Source organism: Mycolicibacterium fallax (assembly GCF_010726955.1).
Taxonomy (GTDB): Bacteria; Actinomycetota; Actinomycetes; order Mycobacteriales; family Mycobacteriaceae; genus Mycobacterium; species Mycobacterium fallax.
Window position 1 is genome coordinate 1,203,869 of record NZ_AP022603.1, and the last position, 16,193, is coordinate 1,220,061.

Genomic DNA, 16,193 nt, shown 5'->3' on the forward strand with positions numbered 1-16,193 from the left:
ACATGCCGATCAGCGACCCGCACCGAATCGTCGGTGCGGGTCGCTACTGTCATGACGATGAACACTCCCCCGGTCGATCAGCTGGTCCTCTACAAGCACGGCATCGCGGTGGTCGGCCGCAGCGGCCCGGCCGACGGGGACTTCGAGCTGACCTTGCGCCGTGACGACATGAAGGACGTGCTCAAGTCGCTGACCGTGGAGGTATTCGGCGGCCAGGCGACGGTCGGCACCGTGGAGTTCGACACCCCGGCCGAACCACAGGCGGTGCTGGCCGCACGCCATCTGCTGCTGGATTCCGGCGCGGCACTGGTCGGACTGCTCGACGCCGTGCGGGGACGGATCATCGAGGTGGATCTCGGCGATGCGGGCCGCCGCCGCGGCGAAGTGATCGGCGTTGACGGCGAAGAGGCTCGCCGAACCCTGCTGCTGCGCACCGAATCCGGTTCGGTGACGCTGGTCGACCTCACCCAGGCGCGCCGCGTTGAGTTCGTCGAGGCACCGTCGCGCGACGACCTCGACTACCTGGTCGACCGGTCCCGGGCCGCCACCGCCGGGCCGAATTGTGCTGTGCGGGTGCAGCTTCGGGGTGAGGCCGACCGGGTTCGGGTTTCCTACCTGGTGCCGGCGCCGATGTGGCGGGTGTCGTATCGACTGGTCCGCGACGGCGAGCAACTGACCCTGGCCGCCATGGGCATCGTGCACAACCCGCTCGATGAGGACCTCACCGACATCGCGCTGACGCTGACGACCGGCGAGCCGATCTCCTTCGACATCGACCTGTATCACGGCCGTCAGGTGCGACGGACCGTCGTCGAGGAGCGCGAGCGCGCCGCGGAGGTGTCGTTCGGAGCCGCCCCGGCGCCCCCCGCCGGCCGCCCGGTGACCCGGGCGGTGGGCGCGGCGATGACCGGCTACGCCGACGCTGCCGCCAGGGTCGAGACCGGCGACCGCGGTGAACACTTTGAGTACCGGCTGTCCGATCCGGTGTCGCTCAAGCGGGGCGGGGCGGCGATGGTTCCGCTGGCGCTGGCCCCGGTCGACGACGTCCGCCGCGAAGTGGTGTGGTCCGGCGGCTCCGGCCCCGCCCCCGACATCATGCTGACATTCACCAACAGCACCGGGATCGTGCTGGAGGAAGGCCCGGCGGTGATCTACGAGCAGGGCGGCTACGCCGGTGAGGCGATGCTGGGCTTCACCGCGCGCTCGGCACCGGTGCGGTTGGCCTTCGCCAAGGACCTGGCGGTGCGCTGCGGGCAGACCAGCACCATGGAGACGGTGACCGCGCGGGTGCGACTGGCCGATGACGCTGTCGTCGAGGAGCGCCGCAACGAACGGCTGCACACCCTGCGCGCCGACAACGATCACGACGAACCGGTCGAGGTGATCGTCGAGATCCCGCTGGCGCCGGGGCATCACATCGAGCCGCGCGACGGCGCGACCGCCCTGGACGTCCGCGACGGCGCGGTGCACCGCTTTGCGCTCACCGCACCCGGGCACGGGGCAGCGCTGGCCACCGTGTTGGAGAGCTGGCCGGACTACACCCGGATCGACTACCGGCAGTTGTCCCCCGGGCAACTGGAGGAGTGGCTCGCCGGCCGGTCGCTGGACGCCGGCACCGTCGCGGCGCTGTCGGGGGTGCTCGGTCACTGGGAACAGGCCGACCGGCTCGATGACCGCTGCGCGCAGCTGACCACCGAGCGCGACGAGGTTTTCGACGCCCAGACCCGGATCTCCGATCAGCTCGGGGTGCTGGGCACCGAAGGACCCGAGGGTGAGTTGCGTGCCCGCCAGGTTGGCGAGTTGCAGCGCCGCATCGCCCAGGTCGCCGCCATCGAGTCCGGGATCGCCGACCTGCGAGGCGAAGCCGCCGCCGCCCGGAAGGCCGCGCACGACACGCTTACCGCCCTCATCGGCGGCTGATCCACCGGGGTCGACGGCGCCCCGAGCATGGCCGCGGGCTGGGCGGGCCGCAGGGGCGGTGACGGCGCGGCCCCAAGCGCTCCCCGACCGGGGCCCACGCCGCCGCCCCCGCAGATTTTCTTAGAGTTTCCTCATGGTTGGGGGCCTGATTTGTGGGTTGCGGGGCCGGTTTCTGTCGGTGACTCGATCTAACGTTCTATACATGGGGAACAGTGCGTACGCCGACCGGGACACCGTCCTGGCAGCACTGGCCGCCGCCGAGTCCGCGGCCGCCGCGCTGGCCGGCTGTCGCCTCGACGGGTTCACCCCCGAAGAACTCCTCGACGTGCTGGCCCGCCGGCAAGCCCTGGCCTGGGCGGCCCCGGCCTTCGATCACACCCTGACCGCTCACCTGGCCGCCACCGCCGACCCCGGCGTGCTCGGGGCAGCCAGCCTCAAACTCGTGCTGGCCGAACGGCTCCGCATCTCCCGCCGCGCCGCGGCCCGCCGGCTGGCTGAGGCCGCCGACCTGGGCCCCCGCACCAGCCTCGACGGCCAACCCCTAGAACCGCGACTGCCCACCCTGGCTGCGGCGGTGGCCGCCGGGGCGATCGGGCCCGAACACGTGGACATCGCCCGCGACATCTACCGGCAACTCCCGGCGAACCTGGACCCCGACTACCGCCAGGCCGCCGAAGCCGACCTGGCCGGGCTGGCCACCCAGTTCGCCCCCGAGCAATACCGAACCCTCGCCGCGCATTTGTTGACGATCCTGGATCCCGACGGCGACTACCAGGAACGCGCCCGCCGTGCCCAGCGCGGCCTGACCCTGGGCCCGCAACGCCGCGACGGGATGAGCGCGCTGCGCGGCACCCTGACCCCCGAAGCCCGCGCCACATTGGAGCCGATCCTGGCCAAACTCGCCGCCCCCGGCATGTGTAACCCCAACGACGAACACCCCTGTGTCAGTGGGACCCCGAGTCAGGAGCAGATCAGCGCCGATCAGCGCAGCGCCGCCCAACGCGGCCACGACGCCCTGATCGCCCTGAGCCGCGCCGTCCTGGCCGCCGGAGACCTCGGAAAACTCAACGGCCTACCGGTCACCGTGGTCATCACCACCACCCTCGCCGAACTCCAAACCGCCGCCGCCACCCACCCCGACGCCACCCCCAACTGGACCACCACCAACGGCAACAACGCCGAAGAAAACAGCAGCAGCAACGGTGGTGCTGACTCCACTGGCGCCCGGGCCCCCGGCGGCAACGGGGGTGACGGCGACACCGGTGGTGGTGCCGGCGGCGGGTCGTGCCCGCCCGGGTCTGCCGCCCTGGGCCCGGCCCCGGCCCTGAACCCCGACAATGGCTGGGCCATCACCGCCGGCGGCACCCGCGTCCCGATGCGCGACCTGCTGCGCATGGCCAGCCACGCGTATCACTACCTGAGCATCTTCGACGGCCACGGCCGCGCCCTATGGCTCGGCCGCTCCAAACGCCTGGCCACCGCCGACCAACGCCTGGTCCTGTTCAGCCGAGAACGCGGCTGCACCCGGCCCGGCTGCCCCGAACCCTTCTACCGAACCCAAGCCCACCACCTCGACCCCTGGACCCCCAAACCCGGCACCACCAGCCCACCCCAACCCGGCAGCCGCGGCGACCCCGGCGAGACCGCTGGTGCCCCTGGTGCGGCCGGGGAGCCCGATGCGGCGGGCGGGAACACCAATATCGACGACCTCGCCCTGGCCTGCCGCGCCGACAACAACATGGCCGACAAATTCGACTGGACCACCATCCGCAACACCGACGGCCGCGTCGAATGGATCCCCCCACCGGCCCTGGACCGCGGTCAACCCCGCACCAACACCATCAACTTCCCCGAACAGCTCCTGGCCCGCTACCGCAAACTCCGCGGAGCCCACCCCGACCAGGACCTCCCACCCCAAGACGAACCGCACTGGCTCGACCAAGCCATCGACGCCCACCGCCGCTACGACACCGACCCCACCGACACCGAACTCACCCAACAACTCACCCTCGACAACACCCCCTACCCCGACGACTGGAACGACCCCAGCACCTGGCACAAAATCCAGCCCGACACCAACACGGACAGCACCGCAGACGACACCGCAGACAACACCGACGACGACCCCGGCACCAGCGACGACACCGACTGGGCCGACCACCCCGACCGGTACGACGACAGCTGGTACGACAACGAAACCACCGACCCCGACAGCCACACCGCATAACGCCCCGGCCATACCGGCAGTGCCCCGGGGACATCACCCCGGAGAAGCGTTCGACGCCAACATGATCTACGCCCGACGATCAGCGGCCGGCATGAGCAGAAGCCGCCACGCCCGCGGTCGCGCGAGCATTCACGCCCACGGTCGGCGCGACCGAATCGCCGTCAGACGAGCCGCTGCACCCAGGCGATGGCGTCCTCGACGGTGTCGACGGTGGTGATGCCGGCGGGCAGCCCCGGCCGATCGATCATCACGATCGGGATGCCCAAATCGGTGGCCGCGTCGATCTTGGCGCGGGTCATCGCTCCCCCACTGTTCTTGGTGACCATCGCCTCGATGCGATGTTCGCGCAGCAGCGCCGCCTCGCCGTCGTAGGAGTACGGTCCGCGGGACAGCAGCAGTTCGTGGTTCGGCGGCAGCAGCTGACGATCCGGCGGCGTCACCGCCCGGATCAGGAACCAGGCGTCGCTGCCCAGAAACGCCGCGGTCCCGGATCGCCCGGTGGTCAAGAACACTCGACGGTAAGCCTTTTCGGCGACGACGGCCGCCGCCTCGGCATTCGAGTCGACGGTCAGTGCGGCGCCGGTGTCCCAGGCCGGGCGGGCCAGCAGCAGGTGCGGCAGCCCAACGCCGGCAGCCGCCGCCGCGGCGTTGGCACTGATCCCGGCGGCATACGGGTGAGTGGCATCGACGACGGCGTCGACCGGGTTCTCGCGCAGCCAGCCGATCAGCCCGTCAACCCCGCCGAAGCCACCGATGCGGACCTGCCCAACCGGCAGCGCCGGATCCGGCACCCGTCCGGCCAGTGAGCTGATCACCTCAACCCGCGGGTGCAGGCGCGCGGCCAGGGCCCTCGCCTCCGCGGTGCCGCCCAGCAACAGGATCCGCATCAGTGCTGCGTTCCACGACGCCGGCCCGAGGAATACAGATAGCTCTCGGTGAACTCCTGGGCCGCCAGCACCGCACCGACGAAGATCACCGCGGTCTTGGTGATTCCGGCCACCCGCAGCGCGGCGGCGATGTCGTCGAGGGTGCCGCGGACCACCGTCTCGGTCGGCCAACTGGCGTAGGCGACGACGGCGACTGGGGTGTCGCCGGGCAGCCCACCGGCGCGCAGCTCCGCGACGACGGTGTCGATCTGGGCGGCGGCCAGGTGCAGCGCCAGGGTGCCGTGCCCGGCCAGGGCGCTCAGGTCCTCGCCGTCGGGCATCGCGGTGGACAGCGTCGCGACCCGACTCAGGGTGACCGTCTGCGCCACGCCGGGCACGGTCAGCTCGCGGCCCAGCACCGCGGCGGCCGCGGCGAACGCCGGCACCCCGGGCACCACCTGGTAGTCGATCCCCAGGGCGTCGAGGCGCCGGCACTGCTCGGCCAGCGCACTGTAGAGCGACGGGTCGCCGGAATGCAGCCGGGCCACATCGTGGCCGGCCGCGTCGGCGGCGGCCAGCTCATCGATGATCTGGTCCAGGTTCAGCGGCCCGGTGTCGACAACGCGGGTTCCCGGCGGACACAGCGCCAGCAGGTCCTCGGGCATGATCGAGCCGGCGTACAGGCACACCGGGCAGCGCTGCAGCAGGCGCTGCCCGCGGACGGTGATCAGGTCGGCCGCGCCGGGCCCGGCGCCGATGAAATAGACGGTCACCGCGTCACCGCCCACTGGGTCACCGGCAGCGCCGGGCGCCAGCCGGTGAACGACCCGACCGGTTCGCCGGTGTAGTGCTGAAACCGGCGCAACACCCCGCCGTGTAATGAATGTTGTTGCACCAGAACTACTTCCGATTCCGCAGTGACGGCATTGGCGACCAGTCGGCCGCCCGGGCGCAGACGCTGCAGACAGTGCTCCAGCACCCCGCGGACGGTGAGCCCGCCGCCGATGAAGATGACGTCGGGGTCCGGCGCGTCGGTCAGCGCCTCCGGAGCGGCCCCGCGCACCGTCACGTCGACGCCGAACCCGGCGGCGTTCGCACCGATCCGGGCCGAGCGCACCGGGTCGCGTTCGAATGCCACTGCGCGGCAACCTGATCCGGCGCGGCACCATTCGATGCCGATGCTGCCCGAGCCGGCCCCGACGTCCCAGAGCAGTTCCCCGGGCCGCGGCGCCAGCGCGGCCAGGGTGACCGCGCGCATCATCTGCTTGGTGAGCTGCCCATCGTGGTCGAAGGCGTCGTCGGGGGCGATGGTCGACGCCCGCTGGTCGGGCAGATAGCGCACGGCAACGACGTTCAGTGCGGCGATCTCGGCCGGCGGGTCCGATGCCCACTGCGCGGCGGTGCCGTCGATCCGGCGTTCGGCCGGACCACCGAGATTCTCCAGCACGCTGAGCTCGGAGGCGCCGCGGCCGGCGCCGGTGAGCAGCCGGGCCAGTGCCACCGGGGTGGATTCGTCGCGGGACAGCACGATCGCCCGCCCGCCGCGGCGCACCGCGGTGACCGGCGCGGCGGCGGTCACCCGGATCACCTCGGTGTCGTGCGCCGGCCAGCCGAGCCGGGCGCAGGCCAGCGTCACGCTGGACACCGTCGGGATCACCCGCACCCGCTCGGCACCGAACATCGACGTCAGCGTGGTGCCGATGCCATGCAGCATCGGGTCACCGGAGCCCAGGACGTGCACATCGGTGTCGGAGTCGCCGAGCAGCCCGGTCAGCGCCGGACGCAGCGGCGACGGCCAGGGCCGACGGTCGGCGGTCACGGTGTCGTCGAGCAGGGCGAGCTGCCGCGGACCGCCGTACACGACGGTTGCGCGCCGCAGTTCCGTGCGGGCCGACTCGCCGAGCCCGGCCATCCCGTCCGCCCCGATCCCGACCACCACGATCACCGCTCGCTCCCTCGCTGCGCTCGCTCGCTCCTCATCGGAACCCCCCGCCGACTCGATCGCTCCCTCGCTGCGCTCCCTCGCTGCGCTCCCTCGCTGCGCTCCCTCGCTGCGCTCGCTCGCTCCTCATCGGGGCATCCGCCGCCAAATCGCCTGCGGCACGAACCGCATGGCGAAGCTCAGCGGCCGGATCTGCCAGGGCACCCAGACCGCGCCCCGGCCGCGCGCCAGCGCCCGGGCGGTCGCCGCGGCGACCTGCGGCGGGGTGCTGGCGAACGGCGCCGGCTCCATCCCGGCCGCCATCCGGCCGATCACGAAACCCGGCCGCACGATCAGCAACCGCACACCACTGCCGTGCAGCGCATCCGCCAGCCCGGCGGCGAACCCATCCAGGCCCGCCTTGGCCGACCCGTACACGTAGTTCGCCCGGCGCACCCGGGCGCCGGCAATCGAGGAGAACACCACGATCTGGCCCCGCCCGCGACCGCGCATCCGGGTCGCCAGCAGCGTCAGCAGGTGCGCCTGCGCGACGAAGTCGGTGTGCAGGATCGCCACCGCGTGTTCGGCGTCAACCTCGGCGCGAGCCTGATCGCCGAGAATGCCGAAGGCCAGCACCGCGGTGTCAATGCCGCCGTGCTCGGTGATCAGCTCGTCGAGCACCGCGGTGTGCGAGGCCAGGTCGTCGGCGTCGAACGCCTTCACGTGCACGGCCCGCGCACCGGCCGCGCGCAGCGCCGCGACCTGCGGATCCAGGTCGGTGTTGTCCCGGGTGGTCAGGATCACCGTCGCGCCCGCGCCGATCCGCGCCGCCAACTCAACGCCGATCTCACTGCGGCCGCCGAAGACCACCAACACCGAGGATTCCGTGTCCTTCACGTCGCTGATTATGTCCTGCGCTAGCCTGACCGGTAATGCCGCACGCAACCACCCGCCTCACCGACGACGCCTTGACCTTCCTCACCGAACGTCATCTGGCGATGTTGACGACGCTGCGCGCCGATGGGTCCCCGCACGTGGTGGCGGTCGGCTTCACCTTCGACCCCAAGACGCACATCGCCCGGGTGATCACCAACGGCGGCTCGCAGAAGGCGGTCAACGCCGAGCGCGGCCAGCTGGCGGTGCTGAGCCAGGTCGACGGTGCCCGCTGGCTGTCGCTGGAGGGCACCGCGTCGGTCAGTGCCGAATCCGAGGCCGTCCGCGACGCCGAACTGCGGTACGCCCAGCGCTACCGCACCCCGCGGGTCAACCCGAAGCGGGTGGTGATCGAGGTGCTCGTGGAACGGGTGCTGGGCTCCTCGGGGCTGCTGGACATCAGCACCGAGCAATAGCACCCAGCAAGAAGCACCCAGCAAAAAGCACCGAGCAACAGCCGGGCAGCCGCTATCCGGCGACCGGCACCACGATCAGCTCGTGCGGCCGAGCGTTGAGCGGTTCCACCCCGGTTTCGGTCACCACCACGATGTCCTCGATGCGCGCGCCCCACTTGCCGGGAAAGTAGATCCCCGGCTCGACCGAGAACACCATGCCGGCCCGCAGCGGCAACTCGTTGCCCGCCACGATGTAGGGCTCCTCGTGCACCGACAGCCCGATGCCGTGCCCGGTCCGGTGCACGAAGTACTCCGCGAGCCCGGCCTCGGCCAGCACGTCCCGGGCGGCGGCATCGATCTGCTCGGCGCGCATGCCCGGGCGCACCGCCGCCACCGCGGCCCGCTGCGCGGCCAGCAACACCGAATACTGCTGCGCCACTTCGGGATCCGGTTCACCAATGCTGTAGGTCCGGGTGCAGTCCGAGTTGTATCCGGGCTCATACGGCCCGCCGATGTCGACGACGACGATATCCCCGGCCCGCAGTTCCCGGTCGGACTGCTCGTGGTGCGGGTCGGCGCCGTGCGGGCCGGAGCCGACGATGATGAACGCCGCCTCGGTGTGCCCCTCGGCGACGATCGCGGCGTCGATGTCGGCGGCGACCTCGGCCTCGGTACGCCCCGGCACCAGCAGCTCGGGCAACCGGGCGTGCACCCGGTCGATCGCGGCACCGGCCTTGCGCAGCGCGTCGATCTCGGCCGGGCCCTTGACCATCCGCAGTTCCCGCATCACCTCGGTGGCCAGCACCGGCAGCGCGCCGAGCCGCTCGGTCAGCGGCAGCAGGTGCAGCGCCGGCATCGCGTCGGTGACCGCGGTCGCCACCGGCCCGCCACCCAGCGCAGTGGCGACCAGGCCGTAGGGGTCCTCGCCGTCGACCCAATCGACCACCGCCACACCGAGATCGGATACCGCGGACTCGCGCAGCGCGGCCAGCTCCAGTCGCGGCAGCACGATCGTCGGCGTCCCGTCGGCCGGGACGACCAGCGCGGTGAGCCGCTCAAAGGTCTGCGCCCGCGACCCGACCAGGTAGCGCAGGTCGTAGCCGGGGGTGATGATCAGGGCGGCCAGTCCGGCGCTCGCGGTGGCCGCCGCGGCCGCCGCCAGTCGGTCGGCGTACACGCTGGATTCGAAGCGCCCGGCTGTCATGGGCCCAGGTTAGCCGAGCCGGCCGATCGGCCGTCGGCCTACCATCGGGCGATGGAGCCCTGGGAACTGTCCGCCCGCGAACGCATCCGCGACACCGTCGCGCGCTACACCTGGGCCGGGGATTCCGGCCGGATCGAGGAGCTCGCGGCCTGCTTCTGCCCCGACGGCGCACTCCAGATCCGCGGCGAGCCCGCGGTGTCCGGTCGCGACGCCATCGTGGCCCGGTTGACCTCGGTCGCCGCCACCCCGGCGGCGGCCGGGCTGCGGCGGATCGTGCGGCACAACGTCACCAACGTCCGGTTCACCCTGCTGACGCCGCGGCGCGCCGAGGTCGCGTCGTACTTCACCGTGTTCACCGAGATCGGCCTGGACCATCACGGCCGCTACCGCGACGTTTTCACCCCGGTCGGCGACGAATGGCTGATCGCGCACCGGCTGGCCGCCACCGACTGGAGCGCGCCGAACTCGACCATGGTTGGCTAGGCGACATGTCGGCTCCCCTGGTCCTGCTCGACGGCGCCAGCATGTGGTTCCGTTCGTTCTTCGGTGTCCCGTCGTCAATCACTGCGCCCGATGGCCGTCCGGTCAATGCGGTCCGCGGCTTCCTGGACGCGGTGGCCACCGTCATCGCCGGCCAGCGCCCCGGCCGGCTGGCGGTGTGCCTGGACCTGGACTGGCGCCCGCAGTGGCGGGTCGACCTGATCGCGTCCTACAAGGCGCACCGGGTCGAGGCCGAGGGCGTCGGCGACGATCCGGACGTCGAGGAGGTGCCCGACGAGCTCACCCCGCAGGTCACCATGATCATGGAGTTGCTCGACGCTTTCGGCATCGCCACCGCGGGCGCACCGGGATTCGAGGCCGACGACGTGCTGGGCACCCTCGCCGCGCGCGAGCGGGTCGACCCGGTGGTGGTGGTCAGCGGCGACCGCGACCTGCTGCAGGTCGTCGCCGACGAACCGGTGCCGGTGCGGGTGCTCTACATCGGGCGCGGGCTGGCCAAGGCGACGCTGTTCGGGCCCGCCGAGGTCGCCGAAACCTACGGCGTGCCCGCCGATCGGCCGGGCCCGGCCTACGCCGAACTGGCCGCGCTGCGCGGTGATCCGTCCGACGGGCTGCCAGGGGTGGCCGGCATCGGGGAGAAGACCGCGGCCACCCTGCTGACCCGGTACGGTTCGCTGCGGGCCATCCGGGCGGCCGCGGCCGACCCGGAATCCGTTGTCGCCAAGGGGATTCGGGCGAAGCTGCTCGGTGGAGAGGACTATCTGCGGGCCGCCGTGCCGGTGGTGCAGGTGGCCACCGACGCACCGGTGCAACTGTCCACTCCCACCGACACGCTGCCCCGAACGGCGCTCGACCCCGCCCGGGTGGCCGAGTTGGCCGCCGCGTACGGGGTCGAGTCGTCGATCAGCCGACTGCAGAAGGCGCTCGACGCGCTCTCCCGCTGACGGTCAGTGCCAGCAGAGCCGGTCGGTCACGCCGTCGCTGTAGATGACCCGGGTCGGGGCCGGGCCGGTCACGTCGAAGTAGATGTTGCCCTCGGCCTTCTGGCCCTGGCCCAGGGTGGCACCGCTGAGCGCCTCATCGCCGACCGCCCAGTACAGCGGCCGGTAGTTGGTGCCGTCGGCGGCGCGGGCGTTGAAGAACGGGATGATCGGGGTGACCGAACCCTTGACCGCCTCGACCTCGACGGAGACCTCCCACAGCGTGCCGCGCACCTCGGCGTTGGTGATGGTGTCGTCAGCGGCCTCAAGCTCCTCGACGGTGTAGGCGATGGTCACGCCGCCGTCGTTGAGTTCCTGCGTCGCACCGAGTTCGGCGCGGCTCGGGTCGGCACCGGCCGGTCCGGCGAGGGCAATCGCCACACCCAGCGCCGCGGGGACCGCAAGAATTTTGAACGTCCGCATCGAAACCTCCCGTGATCAATTCGTTACTTAAATGTACTCGGTAGGCGAAGACAACTCAAAACCCGCCCAGCGGACGGGTTTTGAGTTCGACAGTGGCGCGGCGCGGGCCTACTTGGGCCGTCCGACCTCGTAGGTGCCGTCGTTGTCCTGGAAGGTCACCGTCACCTGACGCTTGGCCCCGTCGATGCTGACCTCGCAGGTGAAGGTGTCGCCCTTATTGACCTCGGGGTTCTTCCCGTTGTTGCACTTGACGTCCTTGACGTTCTTGGCGCCGTACCCGTTGGTCTCGTCCGAGAGGATCTGCTGCACACCCTGCTGGGCCTTGCTCACATCCAGGGTGGTGGTGACGAAGAAGCCGGGAATCCAGAAGCCGACCACCAGCACGACGGCCACCAGCACCGCGGCGACGGCGCCGATGATCACCAGCATCGTGCGCTTGGACGACGACTTGTCGGACTCGGCGGGTCCCTGCTGCGGGTAGCCACCGAACTGTCCGGGCTGACCGTACTGGCCGGGCTGACCGTACTGCTGTTGGGCGCCGTAGGGCTGCGAGGCCGGCTGACCGTACTGGCCGGGCTGGCCGTACTGCTGCTGGGCACCGTAGGGCTGCGAGGCCGGCTGGGCCTGCTGCGGATAGCCCGGCGCGCCCACGCCCGGAGTCGACGGCGGGGCGGTGTAGCCGGGCTGCCCGCCGTAGGCGGCGGTCGCCGGGTCCTGGTAGCCCTGCGGCTGCGGGGTGTAGCCCGCGGCGGGCTGCTGCGGTTGCTGCGGTTGCTGGCCCCAGCCCGGCGCGGCCGCGGCGCCGGGTGCGTTGGGGTTCTGCCAGGCCGGGGTCACCGTGGTGGCCTGATCGTCACCGCCGCCGGCCGGCGGCTGCTGCTGCCACGCGGACGGGGCCTGCCAGGCGGCCTGACCGGCGGGCGGCTGGTCCGGGGAACCGGGATTGGGGCCCTGACCACCCTGGGAGGGGTCGGTTCCCTGCGGTCCGCTCATCAATGTCTCCTCAAACTGTGCCGGCGGCCGATGGGTCACGGGGAACCCACAGCTGGACTCAACCGTAGCGTCTGCCTCACCCTACCCGCTGGCAACGGACGTTCATGTCGGGAAACTTCTCCGCCGCCGCGGCCGCCGGACCGCTGCCGCACCGCCCCTTCGGGCGTCCCGGGCCGCTAGCCGGCGTCGACCTCCACCACGCCGCGGCGCACCTGGCCGATCGCCCGTTTGGCCGCCGCCCGCACCGCCGGATCCGGGGCGGCGTTGCGCACCTGGTCGAGCAGATCGAGCACCTGGCGGCACCAGCGCACGAAGTCGCCGGCCGACAGCGGACCGCCGGTCTCCTCGAACGCGGTCAGCGCCTGGGTGAGGTCGCCGGTGGTGGCCCAGCGGTACATCGCCGTGACGAAGCCGGCGTCGGGTTCGCGCGAGGTCGCCAGCCGGTGCCGGTTCTCGTCGCGGCGCAGCGCCCCGGACAGCCGGCGGGTCGCGGTCAGCGCTGTGCGCAGCGCCGCGGTCGGGGCGTCGTACTGCGGTGCCGGCCCGTCCGAGCCGCGCGGTTCATAGAGCACCGCCGACACCATCGCCGCGAGCTCGGCCGGGTTCAGCCCGTTCCACGCCCCGGTGCGCAGGCATTCGGCGACCAGCAGGTCGGACTCGGAGTAGATCCGGGCCAGCAGCCGACCGTCGTCGGTGACCGTGGTGGCCGCGTCGGCGCCTGCGACGTAGCCCCGCTCGGCCAGCAGCCCGAGAATCCGGTCGAAGGTGCGGGCCAGCGAGTTCGTCGCGGCGGCGACCTTCTGCCGCAGCGCGTCGTTGTCACGTTCGATCCGCAGATAGCGTTCGGCCAGCCGCATGGTGGCATCCCGGTCGCCGCGGTCGTGCACCGAGTGGCGGCGCAGCCGTTCGCGCAGCTCGGCCAGTTGCGCGTCGACGTCGCGTTCGGGTGCCCCGCCGCGGACGGTTCGCCGCCGCGACGGCACGTCGAGCCCGGCGGCGGCCGAACGCAGCGCCGAGGCCAGGTCGCGGCGCACCCGCGGCTGCCGGTGCTCGACCCGCTTGGGCAGGGACATCGCGCCCAGCTTCGCCGACGCTCCCGAGTAATCCGCCGACGAGATCCGCCCGGCCCAGCGGTGTTCGGAGAGCACCAGCGGGCGCGGGTCCTCGGCGTCGCCGGCCGGTTCCAGCACGACGGCCAGCCCGCCGCGGCGGCCCTGGCTGATGGTGATGATGTCGCCGCGGCGCAGCTCGGCCAGTGCGTCGACCGCGGCGCGTCGCCGCGCCAGCCGCGAGGCCCGGGCCTGGGCCCGTTCCCGCTCGCCGATCTCGGCGCGCAGCCGCGCGTAGTCGAGCACCTCGGGGGCGTTGTCACCGAGTTCGGCGGTGATCTCGGTGAGCAGCCGCTGCCCGCGCTCGGCGCCGCGGACCAGGCCGACCACCGAGCGGTCGGCCTGATATTGGGCGAAGGAGCGTTCCAGCAGCGCCCGGGCCGCCGTCGGGCCCATCCGGTTCACCAGGTTGATCGTCATGTTGTACGACGGCGCGAACGAGCTCTTCAGCGGGAAGGTGCGGGTGGAGGCCAGCCCGGCGACCTCGGTGGGCTCCGCGCCGGCGTCGTCGGGACGCCACAGCACCACGGCGTGCCCCTCCACGTCGATGCCGCGGCGCCCGGCCCGCCCGGTGAGCTGGGTGTACTCCCCCGGTGTCAGGGGTGCGTGCTGCTCGCCGTTGTACTTCACCAGCCGCTCCAGCACCACCGTGCGGGCCGGCATGTTGATGCCCAGCGCCAGGGTTTCGGTGGCGAAGACGGCCTTGGTCAGCCCGGCGGCGAACAGTTCCTCGACGGTGTGCCGGAACACCGGCAGCATGCCGGCGTGGTGGGCGGCCAGGCCACGCAGCAGCCCCTCGCGCCACTCGTAGTAGCCCAGCACCGCGAGGTCGGATTCGGGCAGGTCCGCGCAGCGCCGGTCGATGACCGCGGCGATGCGGTCCCGCTCGTCGTCGTCGGTCAGCCGCAACGGCGAGCGCAGGCACTGCGCGACCGCCCCGTCACAGCCGGCCCGGGAAAAGATGAACGTGATGGCTGGCAGCAGGCCCTCGCGGTCCAGGGTGCCGATCACGTCGGGCCGCGACGGCGGCCGGTAGCCGCCGGGCCGGTGCCGCTGCCCGCGGCCGCGGGGTTCCCAGTCGAGCATCCGGTCGGCCTCGCGGCGGTGCGCGATGTGGCGCAGCAGGTCCGGGTCCACCTTCGGCTTGGCGCCCGGGGTGAGCCGGTCGTAGTCGAACAGGTCGAACAGCCGTCGTCCCACCAGCACGTGCTGCCACAGCGGCACCGGCCGGTGCTCGTCGACGACGACGGTGGTGTCCCCGCGCACGGTCTGGATCCAGCCGCCGAACTCCTCGGCGTTGCTGACCGTGGCCGACAGGCTGACCAGCCGGACCTCCTCGGGCAGGTGCAGGATCACCTCCTCCCACACCGCGCCGCGCATCCGGTCGGCCAGGAAGTGCACCTCGTCCATCACCACGTAGGCCAGCCCGGCCAGCGCGTCGGAGTCCGCGTAGAGCATGTTGCGCAGCACCTCGGTGGTCATCACCACCACCGGGGCGTCGGCGTTGATGGACACGTCGCCGGTGAGCAGCCCGATCCGCTCGCCGCCGTAGCGGCGCACCAGGTCGGAGTGCTTCTGATTACTCAGCGCCTTGATCGGCGTGGTGTAGAAGCATTTGCCGCCGGCGGCCAGCGCCAGGTGCACGGCGAACTCGCCGACCACGGTCTTGCCCGCCCCGGTCGGGGCGCAGATCAGCACCCCGTGGCCGTTCTCCAGCGCCTGGCAGCCGCGGCGCTGAAAATCATCGAGCGCGAACGGTTGCTCGGCGGCGAACGCGTCGAATTCGGTGCTCACGGCCGGGACTGATCGGCCGGGGTGTCCAGCGGGCTGGCCACATCGTCGGGCAGTTCCGGCCCGGCGTGTCGGGTCTTGCGCCGATCGTGGAACCGGGCGACCTGGATGGCCAGTTCCAGCAGCAGGGTCAGCGCGCAGCCCAGGGCCAGCATGGAGAACGGGTCCGAGCCGGGGGTGGCGACGGCGGCGAACACGAACACCGCGAAGATCAGGCCGCGGCGCCAGGCCCGCAGCCGCTGATAGCTGAGCACCCCGGCGACGTTGAGCATGATGATCAGCAGCGGGAACTCGAAGCCAACGCCGAAGACCACCAGCAGGTTGACCAGGAAGCCGAAGTACTGGTCGCCGGACAGGGCGGTGATCTGCACGTCGCTGCCCACCGTCAACAGGAAGTGCAGGGCCTTGGCCAGCACCAGGTAGGCCAGCACCGCGCCGGCGACGAACAGGACCGACGCCGAGACGACGAAGGTCCCGGCGAACCGGCGCTCCTTCTTGTACAGGCCCGGGGTGATGAACGCCCAGATCTGGTAGAGCCACACCGGGCAGGCCAGCACGATCCCGGCCGCCAGGCCCATCTTCAACCGCAGCATGAACTGGTCGAACGGGCCGGTCGCCAGCAGCCGGCAGCCGCCGTCGGCGCTGATCGAGGCGCGGGCCTCCGCGGGCAGCGCACAGTACGGACCGCGCAGCCATTCGCCGAGGCTCTCGAACCCGAAGAAGCTGTTGCTGTACCAGATGAAGCCGACCGCGGTGGTCAGCACGATGGCCGCCACCGAGATCAGCAGCCGGGTGCGCAGCTCGCGGATGTGGTCGACCAGGGACATCGTCCCGTCGGGGTTGGCGCGGCTGCGGCGATTACGGGGATCCAGCCGCCGGAATGCGGATTTCACGAATGGATGTCACCGGCGCCGCGCAGTGCGGCGGACC

Annotated in this window: 14 protein-coding genes; 5 read left to right on the forward strand and 9 right to left on the reverse strand. The window is 71.8% G+C overall.

The annotated features are described in order from the left end of the window. The first annotated feature begins 57 nt into the window (after nucleotides 1-57). Both G6N10_RS05695 and G6N10_RS20300 read left to right on the forward strand, forming a co-directional pair. On the forward strand, nucleotides 58-1,920 hold the full coding sequence (locus G6N10_RS05695) for a hypothetical protein (RefSeq protein ID WP_085093926.1): 1,863 nt from the start codon (nucleotides 58-60) through the stop codon (nucleotides 1,918-1,920). Nucleotides 1,921-2,122: 202 nt separating this feature from the next. Then, on the forward strand, nucleotides 2,123-4,147 hold the full coding sequence (locus tag G6N10_RS20300; RefSeq protein WP_244960451.1) for an HNH endonuclease signature motif containing protein: 2,025 nt from the start codon (nucleotides 2,123-2,125) through the stop codon (nucleotides 4,145-4,147). Between the two features lie 161 nt (nucleotides 4,148-4,308). Here G6N10_RS20300 and G6N10_RS05710 read toward each other — a convergent pair whose 3' ends face one another. The 4 genes from G6N10_RS05710 to G6N10_RS05725 all read right to left on the reverse strand — a co-directional run bounded on the left by G6N10_RS05710 (nucleotide 4,309) and on the right by G6N10_RS05725 (nucleotide 7,831). Beyond that, nucleotides 4,309-5,034, reverse strand: a complete 726-nt coding sequence (locus G6N10_RS05710; protein WP_085099485.1) for a cobalt-precorrin-6A reductase — start codon at nucleotides 5,032-5,034, stop codon at nucleotides 4,309-4,311. After that, the gene (gene cobM, locus G6N10_RS05715; protein WP_085099537.1) at nucleotides 5,034-5,786 is read right to left on the reverse strand and encodes a precorrin-4 C(11)-methyltransferase; all 753 of its coding nucleotides are present in this window, start codon (nucleotides 5,784-5,786) and stop codon (nucleotides 5,034-5,036) included. The genes G6N10_RS05710 and cobM overlap by 1 nt, the downstream gene beginning before the upstream one ends. After that, on the reverse strand, nucleotides 5,783-6,958 hold the full coding sequence (gene cbiE, locus G6N10_RS05720; protein WP_085099482.1) for a precorrin-6y C5,15-methyltransferase (decarboxylating) subunit CbiE: 1,176 nt from the start codon (nucleotides 6,956-6,958) through the stop codon (nucleotides 5,783-5,785). Before cbiE ends, cobM begins: the two co-directional genes overlap by 4 nt. Before the next feature lie 123 nt (nucleotides 6,959-7,081). Next, nucleotides 7,082-7,831 carry a decaprenylphospho-beta-D-erythro-pentofuranosid-2-ulose 2-reductase gene (locus G6N10_RS05725; RefSeq protein WP_085099479.1) on the reverse strand — a complete coding sequence of 250 codons (750 nt, stop codon included), beginning with the start codon at nucleotides 7,829-7,831 and terminating at the stop codon, nucleotides 7,082-7,084. 35 nt (nucleotides 7,832-7,866) lie between these two features. Here G6N10_RS05725 and G6N10_RS05730 point away from each other — a divergent pair, with 35 nt between their 5' ends. Continuing rightward, a complete protein-coding gene (locus tag G6N10_RS05730) occupies nucleotides 7,867-8,283 on the forward strand; it encodes a F420-dependent biliverdin reductase (RefSeq protein ID WP_085099476.1) in 417 nt (138 codons plus the stop codon). 52 nt (nucleotides 8,284-8,335) lie between these two features. On the opposite strand, the gene G6N10_RS05735 is transcribed toward G6N10_RS05730, so the two are convergent. Beyond that, nucleotides 8,336-9,466: a M24 family metallopeptidase gene (locus tag G6N10_RS05735; RefSeq protein ID WP_085099473.1), complete on the reverse strand. Its 1,131-nt coding sequence runs from the start codon at nucleotides 9,464-9,466 to the stop codon at nucleotides 8,336-8,338. A 51-nt stretch (nucleotides 9,467-9,517) separates the two neighbouring features. On the opposite strand from G6N10_RS05735, the gene G6N10_RS05740 reads away from it, so the two are divergent. Further along, nucleotides 9,518-9,949 carry a nuclear transport factor 2 family protein gene (locus G6N10_RS05740; protein WP_085099470.1) on the forward strand — a complete coding sequence of 144 codons (432 nt, stop codon included), beginning with the start codon at nucleotides 9,518-9,520 and terminating at the stop codon, nucleotides 9,947-9,949. A gap of 5 nt (nucleotides 9,950-9,954) precedes the next feature. After that, a complete protein-coding gene (locus G6N10_RS05745) occupies nucleotides 9,955-10,911 on the forward strand; it encodes a 5'-3' exonuclease (RefSeq protein WP_085099467.1) in 957 nt (318 codons plus the stop codon). A gap of 3 nt (nucleotides 10,912-10,914) precedes the next feature. On the opposite strand, the gene G6N10_RS05750 is transcribed toward G6N10_RS05745, so the two are convergent. The 4 genes from G6N10_RS05750 to tatC all read right to left on the reverse strand — a co-directional run bounded on the left by G6N10_RS05750 (nucleotide 10,915) and on the right by tatC (nucleotide 16,156). Beyond that, the gene (locus G6N10_RS05750; RefSeq protein WP_085099464.1) at nucleotides 10,915-11,370 is read right to left on the reverse strand and encodes a DUF1942 domain-containing protein; all 456 of its coding nucleotides are present in this window, start codon (nucleotides 11,368-11,370) and stop codon (nucleotides 10,915-10,917) included. Nucleotides 11,371-11,478: 108 nt separating this feature from the next. Then, nucleotides 11,479-12,363: a DUF4333 domain-containing protein gene (locus tag G6N10_RS05755; protein ID WP_085099461.1), complete on the reverse strand. Its 885-nt coding sequence runs from the start codon at nucleotides 12,361-12,363 to the stop codon at nucleotides 11,479-11,481. Nucleotides 12,364-12,539: 176 nt separating this feature from the next. Next, a complete protein-coding gene (locus tag G6N10_RS05760) occupies nucleotides 12,540-15,266 on the reverse strand; it encodes a DEAD/DEAH box helicase (protein ID WP_085099457.1) in 2,727 nt (908 codons plus the stop codon). After that, nucleotides 15,263-16,156: a twin-arginine translocase subunit TatC gene (tatC, locus tag G6N10_RS05765; protein WP_109750603.1), complete on the reverse strand. Its 894-nt coding sequence runs from the start codon at nucleotides 16,154-16,156 to the stop codon at nucleotides 15,263-15,265. Before tatC ends, G6N10_RS05760 begins: the two co-directional genes overlap by 4 nt. Between the last annotated feature and the right edge of the window lie 37 nt (nucleotides 16,157-16,193).

Coding starts and splice junctions, on each gene's coding strand:
- G6N10_RS05695 (WP_085093926.1), top strand. CDS start 58: ATGAACACTCCCCCGGTCGATCAGCTGGTCCTCTACAAGCACGGCATC.
- G6N10_RS20300 (WP_244960451.1), top strand. CDS start 2,123: ATGGGGAACAGTGCGTACGCCGACCGGGACACCGTCCTGGCAGCACTG.
- G6N10_RS05710 (WP_085099485.1), bottom strand. CDS start 5,034: ATGCGGATCCTGTTGCTGGGCGGCACCGCGGAGGCGAGGGCCCTGGCC.
- G6N10_RS05730 (WP_085099476.1), top strand. CDS start 7,867: ATGCCGCACGCAACCACCCGCCTCACCGACGACGCCTTGACCTTCCTC.
- G6N10_RS05735 (WP_085099473.1), bottom strand. CDS start 9,466: ATGACAGCCGGGCGCTTCGAATCCAGCGTGTACGCCGACCGACTGGCG.
- G6N10_RS05740 (WP_085099470.1), top strand. CDS start 9,518: ATGGAGCCCTGGGAACTGTCCGCCCGCGAACGCATCCGCGACACCGTC.
- G6N10_RS05745 (WP_085099467.1), top strand. CDS start 9,955: ATGTCGGCTCCCCTGGTCCTGCTCGACGGCGCCAGCATGTGGTTCCGT.
- G6N10_RS05750 (WP_085099464.1), bottom strand. CDS start 11,370: ATGCGGACGTTCAAAATTCTTGCGGTCCCCGCGGCGCTGGGTGTGGCG.
- G6N10_RS05755 (WP_085099461.1), bottom strand. CDS start 12,363: ATGAGCGGACCGCAGGGAACCGACCCCTCCCAGGGTGGTCAGGGCCCC.